Below are 16,251 nucleotides of genomic sequence, written 5' to 3'. Positions count from 1 at the left end.
CCTCTTATTCCTTCGGCACAAACGCGCCCGGCGGTACATGCCCGTCAACATAGGCATGATACAGCGCGTCGAGCTGAACCCATAGCACATTGGTCTTGAACAACAGCGCGTTACAGACGGCTTCGCGCTCCGCCGGAGTGTGCGCATGGGTCTTGACGTAATCGAGCGCGAAATTGGCATCGCGCGGCGCCTGCGTCAGCCGCCGGCTGAAATAGCTCATGATGTCGGGATTGACGAAGTTATAATGCGCCAGCATGCCCGAGATGCGTTCTTCATGCAGGTTCGGCGCGAACAGTTCCGTCAGCGACGACGCGATGGCCTCGAGCGGTGTCTTGTCGCGCACGAAATGCACATAGGCTTCCACCGCAAAGCGCGTCGCGGGCAGGATGCCGACGGCGGATTCGACATAGTCGCTGTCGAGGCCAAGGCCTTCGGTCAGCTTCAGCCAGCGTTCGATCCCGCCTTCGGTGCCGATATTGCCGTCATGATCCTCGATCCGGTGCCGCCATTCGATCCGGGTGGCGCGGTCGCAAAAGCGCGAGATCACCACCGCGTCTTTAATGGGAATGGTGCTCTGGTAATAATAACGGTTCAGCGCCCAAGCCTGCACCTGGCCCTTGTTGAGCTTGCCGCCATGCAGCAGCCCGTGAAACGGATGCAGATTGTGATAGCGGGTCTGGCCGATGTGACGCAGTGCGGCTTCCAGCTCTTCGGCGCTGTTGAGCACGACGCCCTTGCCGAGCGCGGAGGCCGTCATCGGGATAGCAGCGGTCACAGCGTAAACTCCGTTCCATCGGCGGGAATCTGCCAGCCCGCGCGCTCGGCCGTCTTGCGTTCCGCGGAATCGTGCAGCAGGGCCGGGTTGGAATTATTGATATGTAGGAACACCTTCCGGTCGATATCAAGGCTGGCCAATGCGGTAATCGCACCGCTTTCGCCCGACATCGCGATGTGTCCCATGCCTTGTCCGGTCTTGGTGCCGAGACCAGCCACGATCAATTCGTCGTCGCGCCATACCGTGCCGTCGAAAAACACCAGCGGTGCGCCGGCGATGCGGGATTTGAGTTCGTCGGACACGCCGGCACAGGCGGCGAGGAAGTAGAAGAATTTGCCGGTCGCCTTGTCGCCGATGCGAAGCCCGAGCGTATCGCCGACGCCGGTGTCACCGGCGGGATGTGCCTTGCCTTCGAGATACCATGCGCTCTTGCCGGCGACGGCGAACGGCAAAACCTCGATGCCGGAGGGCGTGCCGTCGGGCAGCGCCGGTTCGAACGTCTCGTCCTCTTCGATCGGCTGACGACGCACGTTCTTTTCGCCGAGCACGTTGAAGATGCTGTTGGTGGCCAGGATCGCCAGCACTTTGCTGTGGGCATAGATCGTGAAGGGCCAGCCTTCGCGCATCGACAAAAGACCCGCGACCGCGTCGATCTCGCCATTGGTCAGGATCACGCCCGCGATCGGGCTATGGCGCAACTGGCCGGGTGCGGGGTGCAATTGCGGCGTCGCGATCAATTGCTGGCGCAGATCGGGAGACGCGTTGATCAAAAACCAGTGACGGCCGTCGGCGCTAACAGCGATCGAGGCCTGGGTGCTCTGAAGTTCGGGATGTTCGGTGCGCGCGGCCCGACAAACCGGACAGCCGCAATTCCACTGGGGAACGCCACCACCTGCCGCGGCGCCCAGGACGACGACGCGAAGCATGATCCGTCTCCTGGAGATTTCTAAGCTTGGGGTACTTCGAGACGCGCTCCAAAAGCGAAGCGTGCTCAAAAAGCTTCGAAGGTGGACCCAGACACGAACACATCCCCAAAAGCGGGGTGCGTCATGCCCGGAAGTCCACCTGCGTAAACTTAATGCTGTCGCAGCCGCTTACTTGCGGGCGGCGCACGCATACATGTTGATTTCCATGCCGACCGACACTTCAACGATCTTCGGTGCTTTCCAGGCCATTTTGGCTCTCCATTTCACGTCCGGACGAACTCCGCCCGGGGGTTAAGGTAGCGCGGATCATAAAGTTCGCCAGTAAAATCTTTTATTATCAGCCCGGTGTTTTCCATGCTGCAATGCACAATGAATTCACGGTTTTGTGCGGCTGAGCGTCAAAACAATGAGGGATCAATGGGTTCATAGTTGAGGAGAAAATCTGGGGGCTGTAGCCGGTCGAATATACCGCAGTGCACCTAGGATAAAGAACGCGTGAAATGCTGCCGGCGCCGGTCGGGAGCTGTCAAAGGAAGCAGTTGGAGCCATGCCGCGATATTTCTTCAACACCCGTATCGGCACTGAACTGGTCGCAGATCTCGAGGGTGAGGAGCTGCGCGACCCCGATCGCGCCTGGGAGGTCGCCCGCGCCATGATCAAGGAATTGCTCAAGACCGAAGGCGTCCAGGATAGCCTCCTGAACGCGGTTCTCGAAGTCACCGACGACGAAGGCGAGATCGTACTGGAGTTTCCTTTTACCGAAGCGTTGCTCGATGCGTCGGACGTCACAAAGCATTGATAACACCGGCGCGATTCCTGGCGATTCCAGGAATGTTTCCGATTGCGTACCTGCGGAAAAATATTGAAGAGTATCGGTATGAAAGCCACCGGCACGTGGAGTGTACTTGTGCGTGCAAGGTTCAAAGGCTTCCACAAAGGGGAGAACATTATATGAGAATCTACTCATCGGCGTCACGCAGCCTGCTGCTGGCTGGTGCCGTTTTTGGAGCTATGACATTTGGCGCTGCCGCGCAGCAGCCTGCTGCGGCGCCCGCCGCTGCGCCGGCATTGCCGCCGGGGTCGCCCCTGATCGGGCGGCCGGATAGCGAAGCTGCCGGCAAGCTCGCGCCCGTCGCGGGCCCGCCGATTGCCGCCGCGCCCGACAAATTGCCATTGGCAAAGCTCAAGGTGCCGGCCGGCTTCAATATCGAAGTCTACGCTGCGGGCATGGCGAATGCGCGTTCGCTCGCCGAAGGCGACAAAGGCACGGTGTTCGTCGGCAGCCGCACGGTCGACAAGGTCTATGCCATCGTCAACAAGGACGGCAAGCGATCGGTCAAGATCATCGCTTCGGGCCTCTATCGGCCGAATGGCGTCGCGTTCAAGGACGGCACGCTGTATATCGCCGAGCTCTCGAAGATCTCCAAGATCGACAAGATCGAGGACAATCTCGACAACCCGCCGAAGCCGACGATGGTTTACGATCAGCTTCCGAAGGACGAAGCCCACGGCTGGAAGTTCATCGCCATCGGGCCTGACAACAAACTCTACGTTCCGGTCGGTCAGCCCGGCAACAACGTCCTGCATGACGAGGCGCACGGCCAGATCCGGCGCATGAACCTCGATGGCACCGGCGCGGAAGTTTATGCGCTCGGCGTTCGCAACACCGTCGGTTTCGACTGGAATCCCGAAAACAAGCAGATGTACTTCACCGATAACGGCCGCGACTGGTTGTCGGAAGACGTGCCGCAGGACGAACTCAACCGCATCACCAAGGCGGGCGAGGATTTCGGCGCGCCCTATTGCTATCAGGGCAACATTCCGGATCCTGAATTCGGCTGGGGACATTCCTGCAGCGAATTCACCGCACCGGTTGGCTTGATGGGACCGCACACCGCCTCGCTCGGCATGCGCTTCTATACCGGCAACATGTTCCCGAAGAGCTACAAGAATGCGATCATCGTCGCCCGGCACGGTTCCTGGAACCGCTCCAACAAGGCCGGCGGTGACGTCGTCGTCGTCAAGCTCAACAAGGACGGCACGGTCAAGTCGATGGAGCCGCTCGTCACCGGATTCCTGGAAGACAACAAATATGTCGGCCGTCCGGTCGATGTGATGCAGATGAAGGACGGTTCGCTTTTGGTCTCCGATGACTGGAACGGCGCCGTCTACCGCATCACCTACGGCAAGCAGAAGGTCGCTGCAAAGTAAGGATGAGACAACGATCGGGGGCAGCACGTGCTGCCCCCGATTTTCTTTTGAGGATGGGTCAAGGATCAGGTCGATGCCAAAAATAGCAAAAATAATAACCGTGCTTGTGTTGGCGTCTGCCGCTTTCTCCGCTGACGCGGCCACCGTTGAGGAGCGTGCGGTGACCTGTTTTGCCTGTCACGGCGAGCACGGCCAATCCGAGATGGAAAACACGCCGTCGCTCGGCGGCCAGCAGGCACCTTACGCGCTGATCCAGCTCTTTATGTTTCGTGAGAAACTGCGCACTTTCGAGCCGATGAACGACATGACGAAGTCGTTTACCGATGACGATCTGCGCGTCTTCTCGGATTTTATCGCCAAGCTGCCTAAGCCCGCGCCGCCGGCCGACGCCGCCGATCCCGCGCGCATTGCGCGCGCCCAGGCCCTGGTGGCGCAGCACCGCTGCAATACCTGCCACAACCCGGATTTTTCCGGCAAGGAAAACGTTCCGCGCATAGCCAACCAGCGCGAGGATTATCTCGCCAAGACCATGCGGGAATACAAGGACAACAGCCGCCACGGCTATGACGGCACCATGGCGGAAGTCCTGCAGCCGGTGACGACGGATCAGATCGCCGATCTCGCTTATTTTCTGGCCCGCGTTCACTAGGCCCTTCTGCTGAACCTGGAACCCTGTGGTATGGCGCTGTCTTGTCGGCGGCGCTACAACGAGGGCGCGATCCAAGGGAGTTGGCTATGGAAGGTCTCTGGCGTCTATCGGCCCAAGAACTCGCTGCCCTCGTCAAGTCGAAGAAGGTTTCCGCCAAGGAGGCAGCGCTTGCCGCGCTGGCCCGATTGGATGCGGTGAACCCGTCCATCAATGCGGTGGTCGATCATCGCCCGGAAGATGTGCTGGCGCAGGCCGCTTCCGTCGATGCGGCGATCGCGCGTGGCGAGGATGTTGGTGTGCTGGCCGGCGTGCCGGTCACGATCAAGGTCAATATCGATCAGGCCGGATTCGCCACCACCAACGGCCTCAAGCTGCAGCGCGATGCGATCGCGGGCAGCAATAGTCCCGTGGTGGACAATCTGCGCAAGGCTGGTGCCGTTATTCTGGGACGCACCAACTGCCCGGCGTTTTCCTACCGCTGGTTCACCACTAATTTGATCCATGGCGACACCAAAAATCCGCGCGATCCGTCGATCACGCCGGGCGGCTCTTCCGGCGGCGCGGGCGCGGCGGTCGCCGCGGGCATCGGCCATATTGCGCACGGCACCGATATCGCCGGCTCCATTCGCTATCCTGCCTACGCCTGTGGCGTACATGGCCTGCGCCCGACGGTGGGCCGCATCGCGGCCTTCAATGCGTCGCTGCCGGAACGATCGATCGGGCCGCAGATCTCGGCGGTATCAGGTCCGCTCGCGCGCACCATCGGCGATCTCAGGATCGCGCTGGCGGCGATGTCCGCGCCTGACATGCGCGATCCCTGGTGGGTGCCGGCGCCGCTCGAAGGGCCTGCAATGCCGAAGCGCGCGGCGGTATGTCTGCAGCCGGATGGTCTTGAGCCCGTCGCAGAGGTGAAAGCGGCCGTCGCGGACGCCGCCAAGCGCCTTGAGCGCGCCGGATGGGTAGTCGAGGAAATCACGGCAACGCCGCCGCTGCGCGAGGCTGCCGAACTTCAGACCAAACTCTGGATCGGCGATGGCTATGAAGCGCAGCTCGAGGCCGCCGAGCGCGAAGGCGATCCCGGGGCTATCGCCTGCCTGCGCGGCAACCGGGCCAAGGTTTTTCCGTTCGACGCGATGACGCTATCCAGGGTTTTGACGCGGCGGGCGACCCTGGCGCGGGAATGGCTGCAGTTCTTCGAGACCTATTCGGTGCTGTTGATGCCGGTATCCGGTGAACTGCCGTTCCCGGATGGTCTCGACAGGCGCGATGACGCCTCTTTCGCGCGGGTGTGGCGGGCGCAATTGACGCAAATTGCTATTCCCTTCATGGGGCTGCCTGCGCTAACGGTCTCGACAGGTTTGGTCGGTCGCATTCCCGTCGGTGTCCAGGTGGTTTCCGGCCGCTTTCGCGAGGATCTCTGTTTGCTGGCGGGCGAGGCCATCGAAGCCGGTGGAACGCCGCCGGCGCCGATCGATCCCGTGAGCTGATTGAATTCCGAACAGGGCGTGAAGGAATTACGATGGCAGGCATCTACGATTTTACGGCCACCTCGCTTGCCGGCGAGGAGGTTCCGCTGAAGCGTTATGAAGGTCAGGTTCTCTTGATCGTCAACACCGCGAGCGCCTGCGGATTCACGCCGCAATATAAGGGCCTCGAAGCGCTGCAGCGCCAATTGGGTCCGCGCGGCTTTTCGGTGCTCGGCTTTCCCTGCAACCAGTTCGGCAAGCAGGAGCCGGGCGACGCCGCAGAAATCGGCGAGTTCTGCTCGACCAATTATGGCGTGAGCTTTCCGATGTTTGACAAGATCGACGTCAACGGCGGGAGCGCGCATCCGCTGTATCAATATCTCAAGAGCGAGAAATCCGGATTGCTGGGGTCTTCGATCAAATGGAATTTCACCAAATTCCTGGTCGATCGCTCCGGCAAGGTGGTCGCGCGGCACGCGCCGACGGCAACTCCGGAAGGACTGACAAAGGAAATCGAGGCCTTGCTGTGAACGAAGAAAACGAAGTTAACACCGACCAATTGCCCGACCGGCTGTCGAGCGATCCGAAAAGCCCTTACTACAATGAAGAAATCCTGGCGCGCGACGTCGGCATTCGCTTCAAGGGCGTCGAGAAGACCAACGTGGAGGAATATTGCGTCAGCGAGGGCTGGGTTCGCGTCACCGCCGGCGCCGCCAAGGACCGCTATGGCAACCCGCTGACCATCAAGGTTCACGGCCCGGTCGAGCCGTATTTTCGTAGCAAGCCCGCGTCCTGACATTCGTCATTGCGAGGAGCTCTTGCGACGAAGCAATCCATGGCTCGGCCTGTATCCGCCATGGATTGCTTCGCTTCGCTCGCAATGACGATGCAATAGATCCCGCCATCTTCTGAAAGCCAAACCCATGTCCGTCCGTATCGTCGACGTCCGAGAGATCACAAAACCGATCGCTTCGCCCATTCGCAACGCCTATATCGATTTCTCGAAGATGACGACGAGCCTCGTCGCTGTCGTCACCGACGTGGTGCGCGATGGCAAGACGGTGGTTGGTTATGGTTTCAATTCGAATGGCCGGTACGGGCAGGGCGGATTGATCCGCGAACGTTTCGCGCCGCGGCTGCTGGAGGCCGATCCCAAAACCATGCTCGATGCGGGCGGCGACAATCTCGACCCGGACAAGGTCTGGGCGACGCTGATGTCGAACGAAAAGCCCGGCGGACACGGCGAGCGTTCGGTCGCGGTCGGCACCATCGACATGGCGGTGTGGGATGCGGTGGCCAAGATCGCGGGCAAGCCGCTGTTTCGGCTGCTCGCCGAGCGTCACGGGTTGAAGGCCAATCCGCGCGTGTTCGTCTATGCCGCCGGCGGCTATTATTACCCCGGCAAGGACCTGTCGGCGCTGCGCGGCGAAATGCGCAGCTATCTCGATCGCGGCTACAGCGTCGTCAAAATGAAAATCGGTGGCGCGCCGATCGCGGAAGACCGCGAGCGGATCGAGGCCGTGTTGAAGGAGATCGGCAGCCAGGCACAACTCGCCGTCGACGCCAACGGCCGGTTCGATCTGGAGACCGCAGTGGCTTACGCCAAGATGCTGCGCGACTATCCGCTGTTCTGGTACGAGGAGGCCGGCGATCCCCTGGACTTCCAGTTGCAGGCCGCGCTCGCGGAATTCTATCCGGGGCCGATGGCGACCGGCGAAAACCTGTTCAGCCATCAGGACGCGCGGAATCTCATTCGCTATGGCGGCATGCGGCCCGACCGCGACTGGCTGCAATTCGATTGCGCGCTGTCCTATGGGCTTTGCGAATATCAGCGCACCCTGGGCGTCTTGAAAACCCTGGGCTGGTCGCCGAGCCGGTGCATCCCGCATGGCGGCCATCAGATGTCGCTCAACATCGCGGCCGGCCTCGGCCTCGGCGGCAATGAGAGCTATCCCGATCTGTTCCAGCCCTATGGCGGCTTTCCGGACGGCGTCCGCGTCGAGAATGGTCACATCACCATGCCGGATCTGCCGGGGATCGGCTTTGAAGGAAAGTCCGATCTCTACACCGAGATGAAGGCGCTGGCATCCTGAGATCGATGCGGGATTGATCGCCGCTTGCGATTAAAAGTAATCAGCGATCATGCGGCGAAACGGATTTTAGAATACGTCAAAGACATTCAGCGCTGCGACAATTTGCAGCAGACGCCGAAAATAGCTTGGTTATAGCTGTTTCAAAATTATTCCCGATGCGATTTTGCCCCGGCAAAGTTTTTCGCGCGAGCCGATTTGGAATCGTTCGCAAGTAAGCTGGACGCGTTGTTCGCTCGTGAGTCATGACCCCCACGCACGCCGCTAAAAAAATCGCGGCAAATTGTTTGGGGGTTGTACTCGTGGAAAATGCATTCAAATTCGCGCATCGAATCCGTCTCGCATCGGGAGCGATGCTGCTCTCGGTCAGTTACGTGACGCTCGGCCTGCTGGCGCAGGTCCAGGAAACACGCGCGCAGTCTTCCGGCGCAGCGCCGCTGCCGCCGGTCACGGTGACCGCGCCCGAAGCCAAGCGCCGCAGCACTGGCACGTCGTCAACGCGCGCCGACAATGGCAGCCGCAAGCGCCGTCAGCAGGCGGTGCGGCGCGAACCAGCCCCGCCGAAGCCTTTCGCCGTCTCGCAGGACGGCCGCACCGGCACCGTTGGCGTTTATGCCAACAGCACCTCAGTCGCGACGAAAACCAATACGCCGCTGCTCGACATTCCGCAGTCGCTCAGCGTGATCACCAAGGATTTCATCCGGGATCAGAGCCCCCAGAACCTGACCGACGTCACCCGCTACGTTCCCGGCGTCGCCGTGCATCAGGGCGAAGGCAACCGCGACGAACTCGTAATCCGCGGCGTCGATACCAGCGCGAACTTCTTCGTCAATGGTTTTCGCGATGACGTTCAATATTTCCGCGACCTCTACAATGCACAAAGCGTCGAGGTTTTGAAGGGGCCGGCCGCGATCACCTTCGGCCGTGGCGCCGGTGGCGGGCTGCTCAACCGGACGCTCAAGGAAGCCGACGGCACCCGGGTCTATGAGGCCAGCGTGCAGACAGGCTCCTGGGGTGACCGGCGTTTCACGCTCGACGCCGGGCAGGCGATCAATGAAAACGTGGCCGTGCGCTTGAACGCTTTCTACGAAGGGGCGGACTCGTTCCGCGATTTCGGCCAGCTCGAGCGCTACGGCATCAATCCGACCGTCACACTGAAGCCCGACGACAATACCAGGATCAAGCTCAGCTACGAATATTTCCACGACGATCGCACCGCCGACCGCGGTAACCCGTCGCAGGCCATCAACGCCACATCACCGGCGGCCACTCGTTTTAATCCGACCACGCCGTTCGCGCCGTTCGGAAATGTCGCAGTCTGTTTTTGCAGCCCATCGCTCAACGTGGCCATCGCCACGGTGCAAACCGGCATGGCCACGATCGAGCATGATTTCGAAAACGGATTGACGGTCAAGAACGGCACCATCGTCGCCGACTACAAGAAATTCTACCAGAACGTCTATCCGGCCAACGGCACGCTGCTGGGCGCGGTGAACCCCGCCGATACCAGCGTCAACCTCGGCGCCTATCAGCACTGGACCAATCGCGACAACGTCTTCAACCAGACCGATTTCATCTACAAGACCGCCACTGGGCCTGCGCTGCATACCATCGGTTTCGGTACTGAGTTTGGCCGTCAGACCGGCATCGATCTGCGCAATACCGGTATCTTTCCATCCACCGGGACCAGCACCATTGCGGTGAACCCGTTCGCTCCGACTTATTTCGGGCCGGTCAATTTCGTTCACCATTCCACCTTCGTGAACAACGGCGATGGCGTCACCACGGCGGATTCCAACAGCAAATACGGCCTCAACATCGAGTCGGCCTATGTGCGCGATACGGTGGACATCACCCGCTGGGTCCAGCTGATCGGCGGCCTGCGCTTCGACCGCTTTGAGATGGCGGCGACCGACCAGAACACCGGTGTCTTTCGAACCAGAACCGATAATCTGACGTCGCCGCAGGCTGCCGTGATCGTCAAGCCGATCAACAATCTGTCAGTCTACACCTCATATAGCGTTTCCTATCTGCCGTCCTCCGGCGACCAGTTCAGCTCGTTGACGCAGGGCACGCTGATCCTTGCGCCGCAGAAATTCGTCAATACCGAAGTCGGCTTGAAGTGGAACATCAATCCGAAACTGCTGTTCTCGACCGCGATCTATAATCTGGACCGCACCAACCAGCCGATTCCGGATCCGACCGCGCCGGCCGGCTCGGGGCTCGCATTTCCAAATGGTGCGACCAGGGTGCGCGGCTATGAGGCCAGCCTGACCGGGTATGTCACTACTGCCTGGCAATCCTCGCTCGGCTACGCCTACACCGACGCCAGGATTGCGCATGATCTGACGGCGGCGACGGTATCGCTGCCGATCCTGACCGGAATGCGGGTGCAGCTCGTGCCCTACAATCAGTTCGCGTGGTGGAACAAGTACCAGTTCAACGAGACCTGGGGCGCGGCGCTGGGCATGATCTATTTCGGCGACTCCTTTGCAACGTCTGACGACACGGTGAGGCTGCCGAGCTTCGTGCGTTTCGACACCGCGCTTTACGTGAAGATCAACGAGATGTGGCGGGCGCAGCTCAACGTCGAGAATATCTTCAACAAGGGGTACTGGGCCTCGGCGGATGGCGACAACAACATCTCGCCGGGTCAGTCGCGTACCTTCCGCCTGTCGGCCCGCGCAACGTTCTAAGGTAACGTTCTGATCGAACGTGAGGGCTAATCTGCTGTTGCCTGAAATTGACGGCAATGTAGTAAGACCCCGTGTGGCGGCATATCGATGCCGCCACGGTTGCCGCGCTACCTCGCGGTGTGAAATTGATCGGGGCCGACCATGGATGAACTGAATGGACGCATGATTGCCTGCCAACTTCTGATCACGGGCTTGATCGCGCGCGTGGCCAACAATTCGCCGGATCCGCTACGGTTTCTCACTGATTTTCGCGACGAGATCAGGGCGGTCGTGGCGGGCATCAATATCGCCGGCATGGAAGAGACCGATCGCGTGCGGCAGACCGCGCAAAAAACCATCGACGAGTTGTTTTCTCTCATGAAGCCGCCCAGTGCCGATTGATTGGTGCTGATGTACCAGAAAGGCTTGATTTACGGGCCTTGTTTAGAACCGTTTCAAAGTTCAGTTTAGAATGGTTTCAATAAAGATTAGAACGATTTCAATCTCGAAATTAGAATCGTTTTGATCTGGATAGATTCAACCATCTTTGCGCCTTCATCGCATTGACCCGAAATTTCACGCTCGATACCAAACCGGTCATGGGCTCACTGCAGATTCAACTGCATGAGAATTTGGAATTCCGTTATGGGGCGAGTGTCATGAATCAGGTAAAAGCACCGAGGTCGTTGCGCATGAGCGCGGCGATGAACTCAGTCAGTGAGACCTTCGAAAATTATTCCGGCCGCAAGGTCTCTGCGGTCGCCGGTCTAATGGCGGTCGCCTCCTTCTCTGGCGCTGAAGCGCAGCAATCAACCCTTCCGCCGGTAACGGTCGATGCGCCGGTCGCGCGCCCACGCCCCGCGGCATCTGCGCCGACTGCGGCGCAAATCAGGGCACGTAACGCGCTGCGGCGCGCAGCACGCCGGGCACAGCCTGCCGCTGTGCCGTTTCCCAATGCCGGCGGCTTGCCCGCCGATCGCAATCCCTACGCCGATGCAGCCGCGCCTTACAAGGTCGATCACATCCAGGCTTCGGGCAAATTCCCCGAACCACTGTTGAACACGCCAAAGACCGTCACTGTCATCAGCAAGGACGTGTTGGCCGACGAGAACGCCACGACGTTGAAGCAGGCGCTCCTGAACACTGCCGGCGTGACGCTCGGTACCGGCGAGGGCGGCAACGCCTTCGGCGACCGGTTCTTCGTCCGTGGCTTCGATACCCGTAATGACATCTTCATCGATGGCGTCCGCGACTCCGGCGTCAGCGTCCGCGAGAATTTCTTCACCGAGCAGATCGAGATCCTGCGCGGACCGGGCTCGTCGTTTGCCGGCCGCGGCACGACCGGTGGGGCGATCAATATCGTCACCAAGCAGGCGACCACCGAAAAATCCTTCTACAACATGGACGAGACGGTCTCGACCGATCCCGGTGAGCGCGTGACGCTCGACGTCAATCAGGTGATCAATCCGACGCTGGCAGTCCGCGCCGGCGGCGTGTTCCAGGATTCCAGTATCGCCGGGCGCGATTATGCCAAGGATGATCGCGGCGGCGGTTTCGTTGCCACGACGTGGAAGCCCACCGATGCGATCAAGGTCACGGCGGATTACGTTCATACCGACATCCACGGATTGCCCGATTTCGGCGTGCCGTATTATCGGCCGGGTTCCACCGGGTCTTCCCTGGCCGGCGGCGTACCGTTCAACACGACGGCTGGTGGTCCACTTCCGGCTTTCGGCGGCAACAGCAATGCTTTTTACGGCTTCGCCAATCGCGACTTCTATGAAGTCCATCAGGATCTCGCGACCATCAACGCCGAAGTGAAGGTCACTCCCGACCTGACCCTCAGCGATAAGGTGCGGGCCTCGCGGTCGCTGCTGAATTACATCGGCACGATTCCTGAATCGCCCGTGGAGACCAATCCAAATCCGGCGCTGTGGACCATCACCGCCAATCCGCAAAGCCGCCGCCAGCAAACCGATGTCACCGCCAATCAGAGCGAGGCAAAATACACATTCGACACTTATAACTGGAAGCACACGGCCGTTGCCGGCGTCGAGATTTCGCGCGAAATTTCCAGCATCGACTCATACACAGGCTTGACCTCGGAACTGGTTACCGCCGGTTCGCCCTTCAACGGCACCGGATCGCAGAGCGGCGTGAACGCCCTCAATCCGCAATTCACGAACATCCCGTTCGGGACGACACCAACGCTCACCGGCAGGCCGACCAAGATCGCGATCGACACCACGAGCGGATACCTGATGGATTCCGCCAATTACCGCGACCTGGTCATCCTCAACGGCGGTATCCGCTTCGATGACTACAACATCAAAACCAGTGGTTGGGGCTCGTCGGGCACGGCTGCGGGTGTATTCGGCTCGCAGGCTGCGGACTTCCTGATGCCGAACTTCAATCTCGGCCTTACATTAAAGCCGCTGCCGATTACCGCCGTTTATGTCGCCTATGCTACGTCGTCTAATCCGGTGGGCGCTGAATTCGACGGTACAAGTGCCGCCTATGGCGGACTTGCGCCGAACCTCAACGGAAATTCGAACCAGATTTTCGGACCGCAGAAGAACACGGCGATCGAAGTCGGCAATAAATGGGAGTTGTTTCAACGGCATTTGCTCGTGAGCGGTGCTCTGTTCGAGACCGACGTCACCAACGCACGCGAGTCGGTTAACGCCAGCGCGACAAGTACGACTTGTCCGATTCCGACCGGATCCACGGGCACGATTTCCTGCATCACCGCCGGTGCGGCGTATCAAGTCCGCGGTATCGATCTCGAAGTCACCGGCAAGATCACCGACAAATGGAGCGTGTTCGGCGGTCTCGTGCTGATGAAGTCGGAGGTGACGAAGTCGCTGGTTCCACCGGCCAACACCACGCTTTATTCGTCGAATGTCGGCTTACCGCTTGCCAACATCGCCAACCAGTCATTCACCCTGCTCAGCAAATATCAGGTCGATGATATCTGGGAGGTTGGCGCGCAGGCCGTCTATCGTTCCAAGATGTACGGCGGCACCTTGCTTGCTGCGAACCAGGGCACGTCGCTGCCGAGCTTCTGGCGTTTCGATGCGTTTACGGAGGCCAGGATCACCAAGAACTGGACGTTGAAGTTCTTCGTCAACAACATCTTCAACACGATCTACTACAACGCGCTGTACCAGAGTGCGACGCCGTTCGTGCTCGAAGCTCCGGGCCGCACGGCATCGTTGGTGCTCTCGGCACGGTTCTGATTGTCGAGACAATGCTGATTTGCGTTCCCAATGTGCTGACAAAAGACGATGTGGCGGATTTCCGCCACATCATGGACGAGTGTGCGTGGGAGGACGGCCGCTCGACCGCCGGCGCGCAGTCGGCGCTGGTGAAAAACAACGAGCAACTGCCACCGGACAGCGAAGTTGCGCGCAAGCTCGGCAAGCGTGTGATCTCGGCGCTGACGGCCAATCCGCGGTTCATTTCGGCGGCGATCCCGCTGCAGATCTTTCCGCCGCTGTTCAATCGTTATGCGGCCGCGGACGGGCATCATTTCGGCATTCATGTCGACAATGCCGTGCGCGGCGATCGCCTGACAGGCTTGCGAATCCGCACGGACTTATCGGTCACGCTGTTTCTGGCCGAACCGGATGAGTATGACGGCGGCGAGTTGGTGATCGAGGACAATTACGGTTCGCACGAGATCAAGCTGCCTGCCGGCGATCTCGTGGTCTATCCCGCCTCCAGCCTGCACATGGTCACGCCGGTCACGCGCGGCATGCGCGTCGCGTCGTTCTTCTGGCTGCAGAGCATGATCCGGGATGCTCATGCCCGCAGCCTGATCTTCGATCTGGATACCGCGATACAGGCGCTGGTGGAGCGGCTCGGGCGCGACGATCCCGAGACGGTCAAGCTGACCGGGATCTATCACAATCTGATCCGCAAATGGGCTGAAGTGTAATCGGGCCGGAGTATAACTGGCCGAAGCATAAGCTCGTCGCGGCGGTTTTAATCTGCCGAAAATGATAGCAAGCGCCGGCCCTCGGTCTTCAGCAGTTTCTTCACAGCGCTGGAGGCCGCGATCGTGTCCTGATTGGCATAGGCCTCGTGGTTCTTCTCGATATCGTCGAGCCGATAGAGATAGTTGACCATGAAGCCGGCGGATTCGCGCAGGCCCTTTGGCGAGAGATCGCCGAGCCAGTCGATCCGCTCCAGCCGCGCGCCATTGCCGAGATGGAATCGCGCCACCGAGTCGATCAGCCGGCCCTTGGAGGTACGTGCTTTGAGAAAATAATGCGCCGCCAGCGGTTCCAGGACCGAACGCAGTTGCGTCGCCAGCTCCGCATTCTCGAACCAGTCGGGCTTTTCCAGTTGTTCGAGCAGCGTTCGCTCCTCGTCCGACAAGGGAACGTCGCTGGCCTGCTTGACCCAGTGCATGAAGCCCGGCACCGGCGACAGCGTGACGAAATTCTCCAGCTTCGGCAGCTCGCGCCGCAATTCCTCGACCACCTGCTTGATCAGGAAACTGCCAAAGGAAATGCCGCCGAGACCGCGCTGGGTGTTGGAGATCGAATAGAACACGGCGGTTCGGGCACGCTCGATCGGCACGGGCTGCCTGTCTTCGGCGAGCAGCGGCGCGATTGCTCCGGGAATCGACTCCGTCAGCGCCACTTCAACGAAGATTAATGGCTCGTCGACCAGCGCGGGATGAAAGAAGGCGTAGCAGCGCCGGTCGATCGGATCGATGCGGCGGCGCAGATCGTCCCAGTCGCGGATCTCATGCACGGCCTCGTAGCGAATGATCTTTTCCAGAATGTTGGCCGGCGTCGACCAGTCGATCCTGCGCAGCACGAGAAACCCCCTGTTGAACCATGAGGCCAGCAAATGCACGACGTCGCGGTCGAGCGCGGCGAGCTCCTTGTCGCCGTTCAAATGATCGAGCAGATCGGCACGCATCGCCACGAGATCGCTGGTGCCGCCCGGCGCGCGGTTGAGTCTGCGGATCAGTTCCTGCCGCCGCGGTTCGGAGGCGAAATGCAGATCGCTGGCGTCATCGTCGTTCGGCTGCGCCCGCCAGGTCTCGATCGCTTGCGCCAGTCGTTCGCGGTCCGGACCGTATTTGCGGGCCAGTTCGCCGAAGAACGAGAGCCGGCCGGCGGCGTCGAGATGGTGGTAGCGATCGAGCACCTCGCGCGCCATCGCGGTACCGGAAGCCTCGCCGCGGCCCGATAACAGGGCCTCGCACAGCAGGATCAGGTCGGAAGGGTCCTGCTTGGCGTCGGGCGATCCCACGCGTCCAAGCAAACTGCGGCCGCGCTCGGAGATCGAGGCGAGGAGGTCGGAAAAGAAGGCGTTGCTGCTCATGTCAGAGGGTTATATCCAGCCGGACGGAATTATTACATTGGATTTAAGGCGAAGGGGATCACATTCAAGCGGGCGACGGAAGAGCGGAAATGAGCAGCACGGGTACGATGACTCGT

General features: G+C 60.3%; 15 protein-coding genes. 11 read left to right on the top strand and 4 right to left on the bottom strand.

The features are described 5' to 3' along the window. Positions 1-4: 4 nt before the first annotated feature. The 3 genes from pqqC to pqqA all read right to left on the bottom strand — a co-directional run bounded on the left by pqqC (position 5) and on the right by pqqA (position 1,950). On the bottom strand, positions 5-757 hold the full coding sequence (pqqC, locus tag HB676_RS17150; protein WP_213739193.1) for a pyrroloquinoline-quinone synthase PqqC: 753 nt from the start codon (positions 755-757) through the stop codon (positions 5-7). A 14-nt stretch (positions 758-771) separates the two neighbouring features. After that, the gene (gene pqqB / locus HB676_RS17145; protein WP_213739026.1) at positions 772-1,701 is read right to left on the bottom strand and encodes a pyrroloquinoline quinone biosynthesis protein PqqB; all 930 of its coding nucleotides are present in this window, start codon (positions 1,699-1,701) and stop codon (positions 772-774) included. Positions 1,702-1,869: 168 nt separating this feature from the next. Then, on the bottom strand, positions 1,870-1,950 hold the full coding sequence (gene pqqA, locus HB676_RS17140) for a pyrroloquinoline quinone precursor peptide PqqA (RefSeq protein ID WP_084807017.1): 81 nt from the start codon (positions 1,948-1,950) through the stop codon (positions 1,870-1,872). A gap of 298 nt (positions 1,951-2,248) precedes the next feature. Here pqqA and HB676_RS17135 point away from each other — a divergent pair, with 298 nt between their 5' ends. The 11 genes from HB676_RS17135 (at position 2,249) to HB676_RS17085 (ending at position 14,732) form a co-directional block, all read left to right on the top strand. Then, positions 2,249-2,500: a hypothetical protein gene (locus HB676_RS17135; protein ID WP_213739025.1), complete on the top strand. Its 252-nt coding sequence runs from the start codon at positions 2,249-2,251 to the stop codon at positions 2,498-2,500. A gap of 152 nt (positions 2,501-2,652) precedes the next feature. After that, entirely contained in the window at positions 2,653-3,912 is a 1,260-nt protein-coding gene (locus HB676_RS17130; RefSeq protein WP_213739024.1) for a PQQ-dependent sugar dehydrogenase, read from the top strand. A gap of 73 nt (positions 3,913-3,985) precedes the next feature. Then, entirely contained in the window at positions 3,986-4,561 is a 576-nt protein-coding gene (locus HB676_RS17125; protein WP_213739023.1) for a c-type cytochrome, read from the top strand. 86 nt (positions 4,562-4,647) lie between these two features. Then, positions 4,648-6,048, top strand: a complete 1,401-nt coding sequence (locus tag HB676_RS17120; RefSeq protein WP_213739022.1) for an amidase family protein — start codon at positions 4,648-4,650, stop codon at positions 6,046-6,048. A 32-nt stretch (positions 6,049-6,080) separates the two neighbouring features. Beyond that, positions 6,081-6,557 (top strand): glutathione peroxidase, encoded by a 477-nt coding sequence (locus HB676_RS17115; protein WP_213739021.1) that lies wholly within the window; start codon positions 6,081-6,083, stop codon positions 6,555-6,557. Then, the gene (locus HB676_RS33870) at positions 6,554-6,823 is read left to right on the top strand and encodes a DUF3297 family protein (RefSeq protein WP_346347360.1); all 270 of its coding nucleotides are present in this window, start codon (positions 6,554-6,556) and stop codon (positions 6,821-6,823) included. Before HB676_RS17115 ends, HB676_RS33870 begins: the two co-directional genes overlap by 4 nt. A 127-nt stretch (positions 6,824-6,950) precedes the next feature. Continuing rightward, positions 6,951-8,120, top strand: coding sequence for a mandelate racemase/muconate lactonizing enzyme family protein (locus tag HB676_RS17105; RefSeq protein WP_213739019.1), 1,170 nt, complete (start codon positions 6,951-6,953; stop codon positions 8,118-8,120). Positions 8,121-8,419: 299 nt separating this feature from the next. Then, positions 8,420-10,813: a TonB-dependent siderophore receptor gene (locus tag HB676_RS17100; RefSeq protein ID WP_346347359.1), complete on the top strand. Its 2,394-nt coding sequence runs from the start codon at positions 8,420-8,422 to the stop codon at positions 10,811-10,813. A 141-nt stretch (positions 10,814-10,954) separates the two neighbouring features. Then, a complete protein-coding gene (locus HB676_RS17095; protein WP_213739018.1) occupies positions 10,955-11,194 on the top strand; it encodes a hypothetical protein in 240 nt (79 codons plus the stop codon). Positions 11,195-11,451: 257 nt separating this feature from the next. Then, positions 11,452-14,031, top strand: a complete 2,580-nt coding sequence (locus HB676_RS17090) for a TonB-dependent receptor (protein ID WP_213739017.1) — start codon at positions 11,452-11,454, stop codon at positions 14,029-14,031. An 11-nt stretch (positions 14,032-14,042) separates the two neighbouring features. After that, positions 14,043-14,732, top strand: a complete 690-nt coding sequence (locus tag HB676_RS17085) for a Fe2+-dependent dioxygenase (RefSeq protein ID WP_213739016.1) — start codon at positions 14,043-14,045, stop codon at positions 14,730-14,732. 47 nt (positions 14,733-14,779) lie between these two features. Here the strand turns inward: HB676_RS17085 and HB676_RS17080 are convergent, their stop codons facing one another. Next, entirely contained in the window at positions 14,780-16,135 is a 1,356-nt protein-coding gene (locus tag HB676_RS17080) for a malonyl-CoA decarboxylase (protein ID WP_213739015.1), read from the bottom strand. Positions 16,136-16,251 lie beyond the last annotated feature (116 nt).

Source organism: Bradyrhizobium sp. dw_411 (assembly GCF_018449695.1).
GTDB lineage: Bacteria > Pseudomonadota > Alphaproteobacteria > Rhizobiales > Xanthobacteraceae > Bradyrhizobium.
Note: the sequence above shows the minus strand (reverse complement) of the source record. Positions and strands in the feature narration are given on the sequence as shown.

What these genes read in the sequence shown, in the direction of transcription:
- pqqC (WP_213739193.1), bottom strand. Translation starts at nt 757, where the DNA reads ATGACGGCCTCCGCGCTCGGCAAGGGCGTCGTGCTCAACAGCGCCGAA.
- pqqB (WP_213739026.1), bottom strand. Translation starts at nt 1,701, where the DNA reads ATGCTTCGCGTCGTCGTCCTGGGCGCCGCGGCAGGTGGTGGCGTTCCC.
- pqqA (WP_084807017.1), bottom strand. Translation starts at nt 1,950, where the DNA reads ATGGCCTGGAAAGCACCGAAGATCGTTGAAGTGTCGGTCGGCATGGAA.
- HB676_RS17135 (WP_213739025.1), top strand. Translation starts at nt 2,249, where the DNA reads ATGCCGCGATATTTCTTCAACACCCGTATCGGCACTGAACTGGTCGCA.
- HB676_RS17130 (WP_213739024.1), top strand. Translation starts at nt 2,653, where the DNA reads ATGAGAATCTACTCATCGGCGTCACGCAGCCTGCTGCTGGCTGGTGCC.
- HB676_RS17125 (WP_213739023.1), top strand. Translation starts at nt 3,986, where the DNA reads ATGCCAAAAATAGCAAAAATAATAACCGTGCTTGTGTTGGCGTCTGCC.
- HB676_RS17120 (WP_213739022.1), top strand. Translation starts at nt 4,648, where the DNA reads ATGGAAGGTCTCTGGCGTCTATCGGCCCAAGAACTCGCTGCCCTCGTC.
- HB676_RS17115 (WP_213739021.1), top strand. Translation starts at nt 6,081, where the DNA reads ATGGCAGGCATCTACGATTTTACGGCCACCTCGCTTGCCGGCGAGGAG.
- HB676_RS17105 (WP_213739019.1), top strand. Translation starts at nt 6,951, where the DNA reads ATGTCCGTCCGTATCGTCGACGTCCGAGAGATCACAAAACCGATCGCT.
- HB676_RS17095 (WP_213739018.1), top strand. Translation starts at nt 10,955, where the DNA reads ATGGATGAACTGAATGGACGCATGATTGCCTGCCAACTTCTGATCACG.
- HB676_RS17090 (WP_213739017.1), top strand. Translation starts at nt 11,452, where the DNA reads ATGAATCAGGTAAAAGCACCGAGGTCGTTGCGCATGAGCGCGGCGATG.
- HB676_RS17085 (WP_213739016.1), top strand. Translation starts at nt 14,043, where the DNA reads ATGCTGATTTGCGTTCCCAATGTGCTGACAAAAGACGATGTGGCGGAT.
- HB676_RS17080 (WP_213739015.1), bottom strand. Translation starts at nt 16,135, where the DNA reads ATGAGCAGCAACGCCTTCTTTTCCGACCTCCTCGCCTCGATCTCCGAG.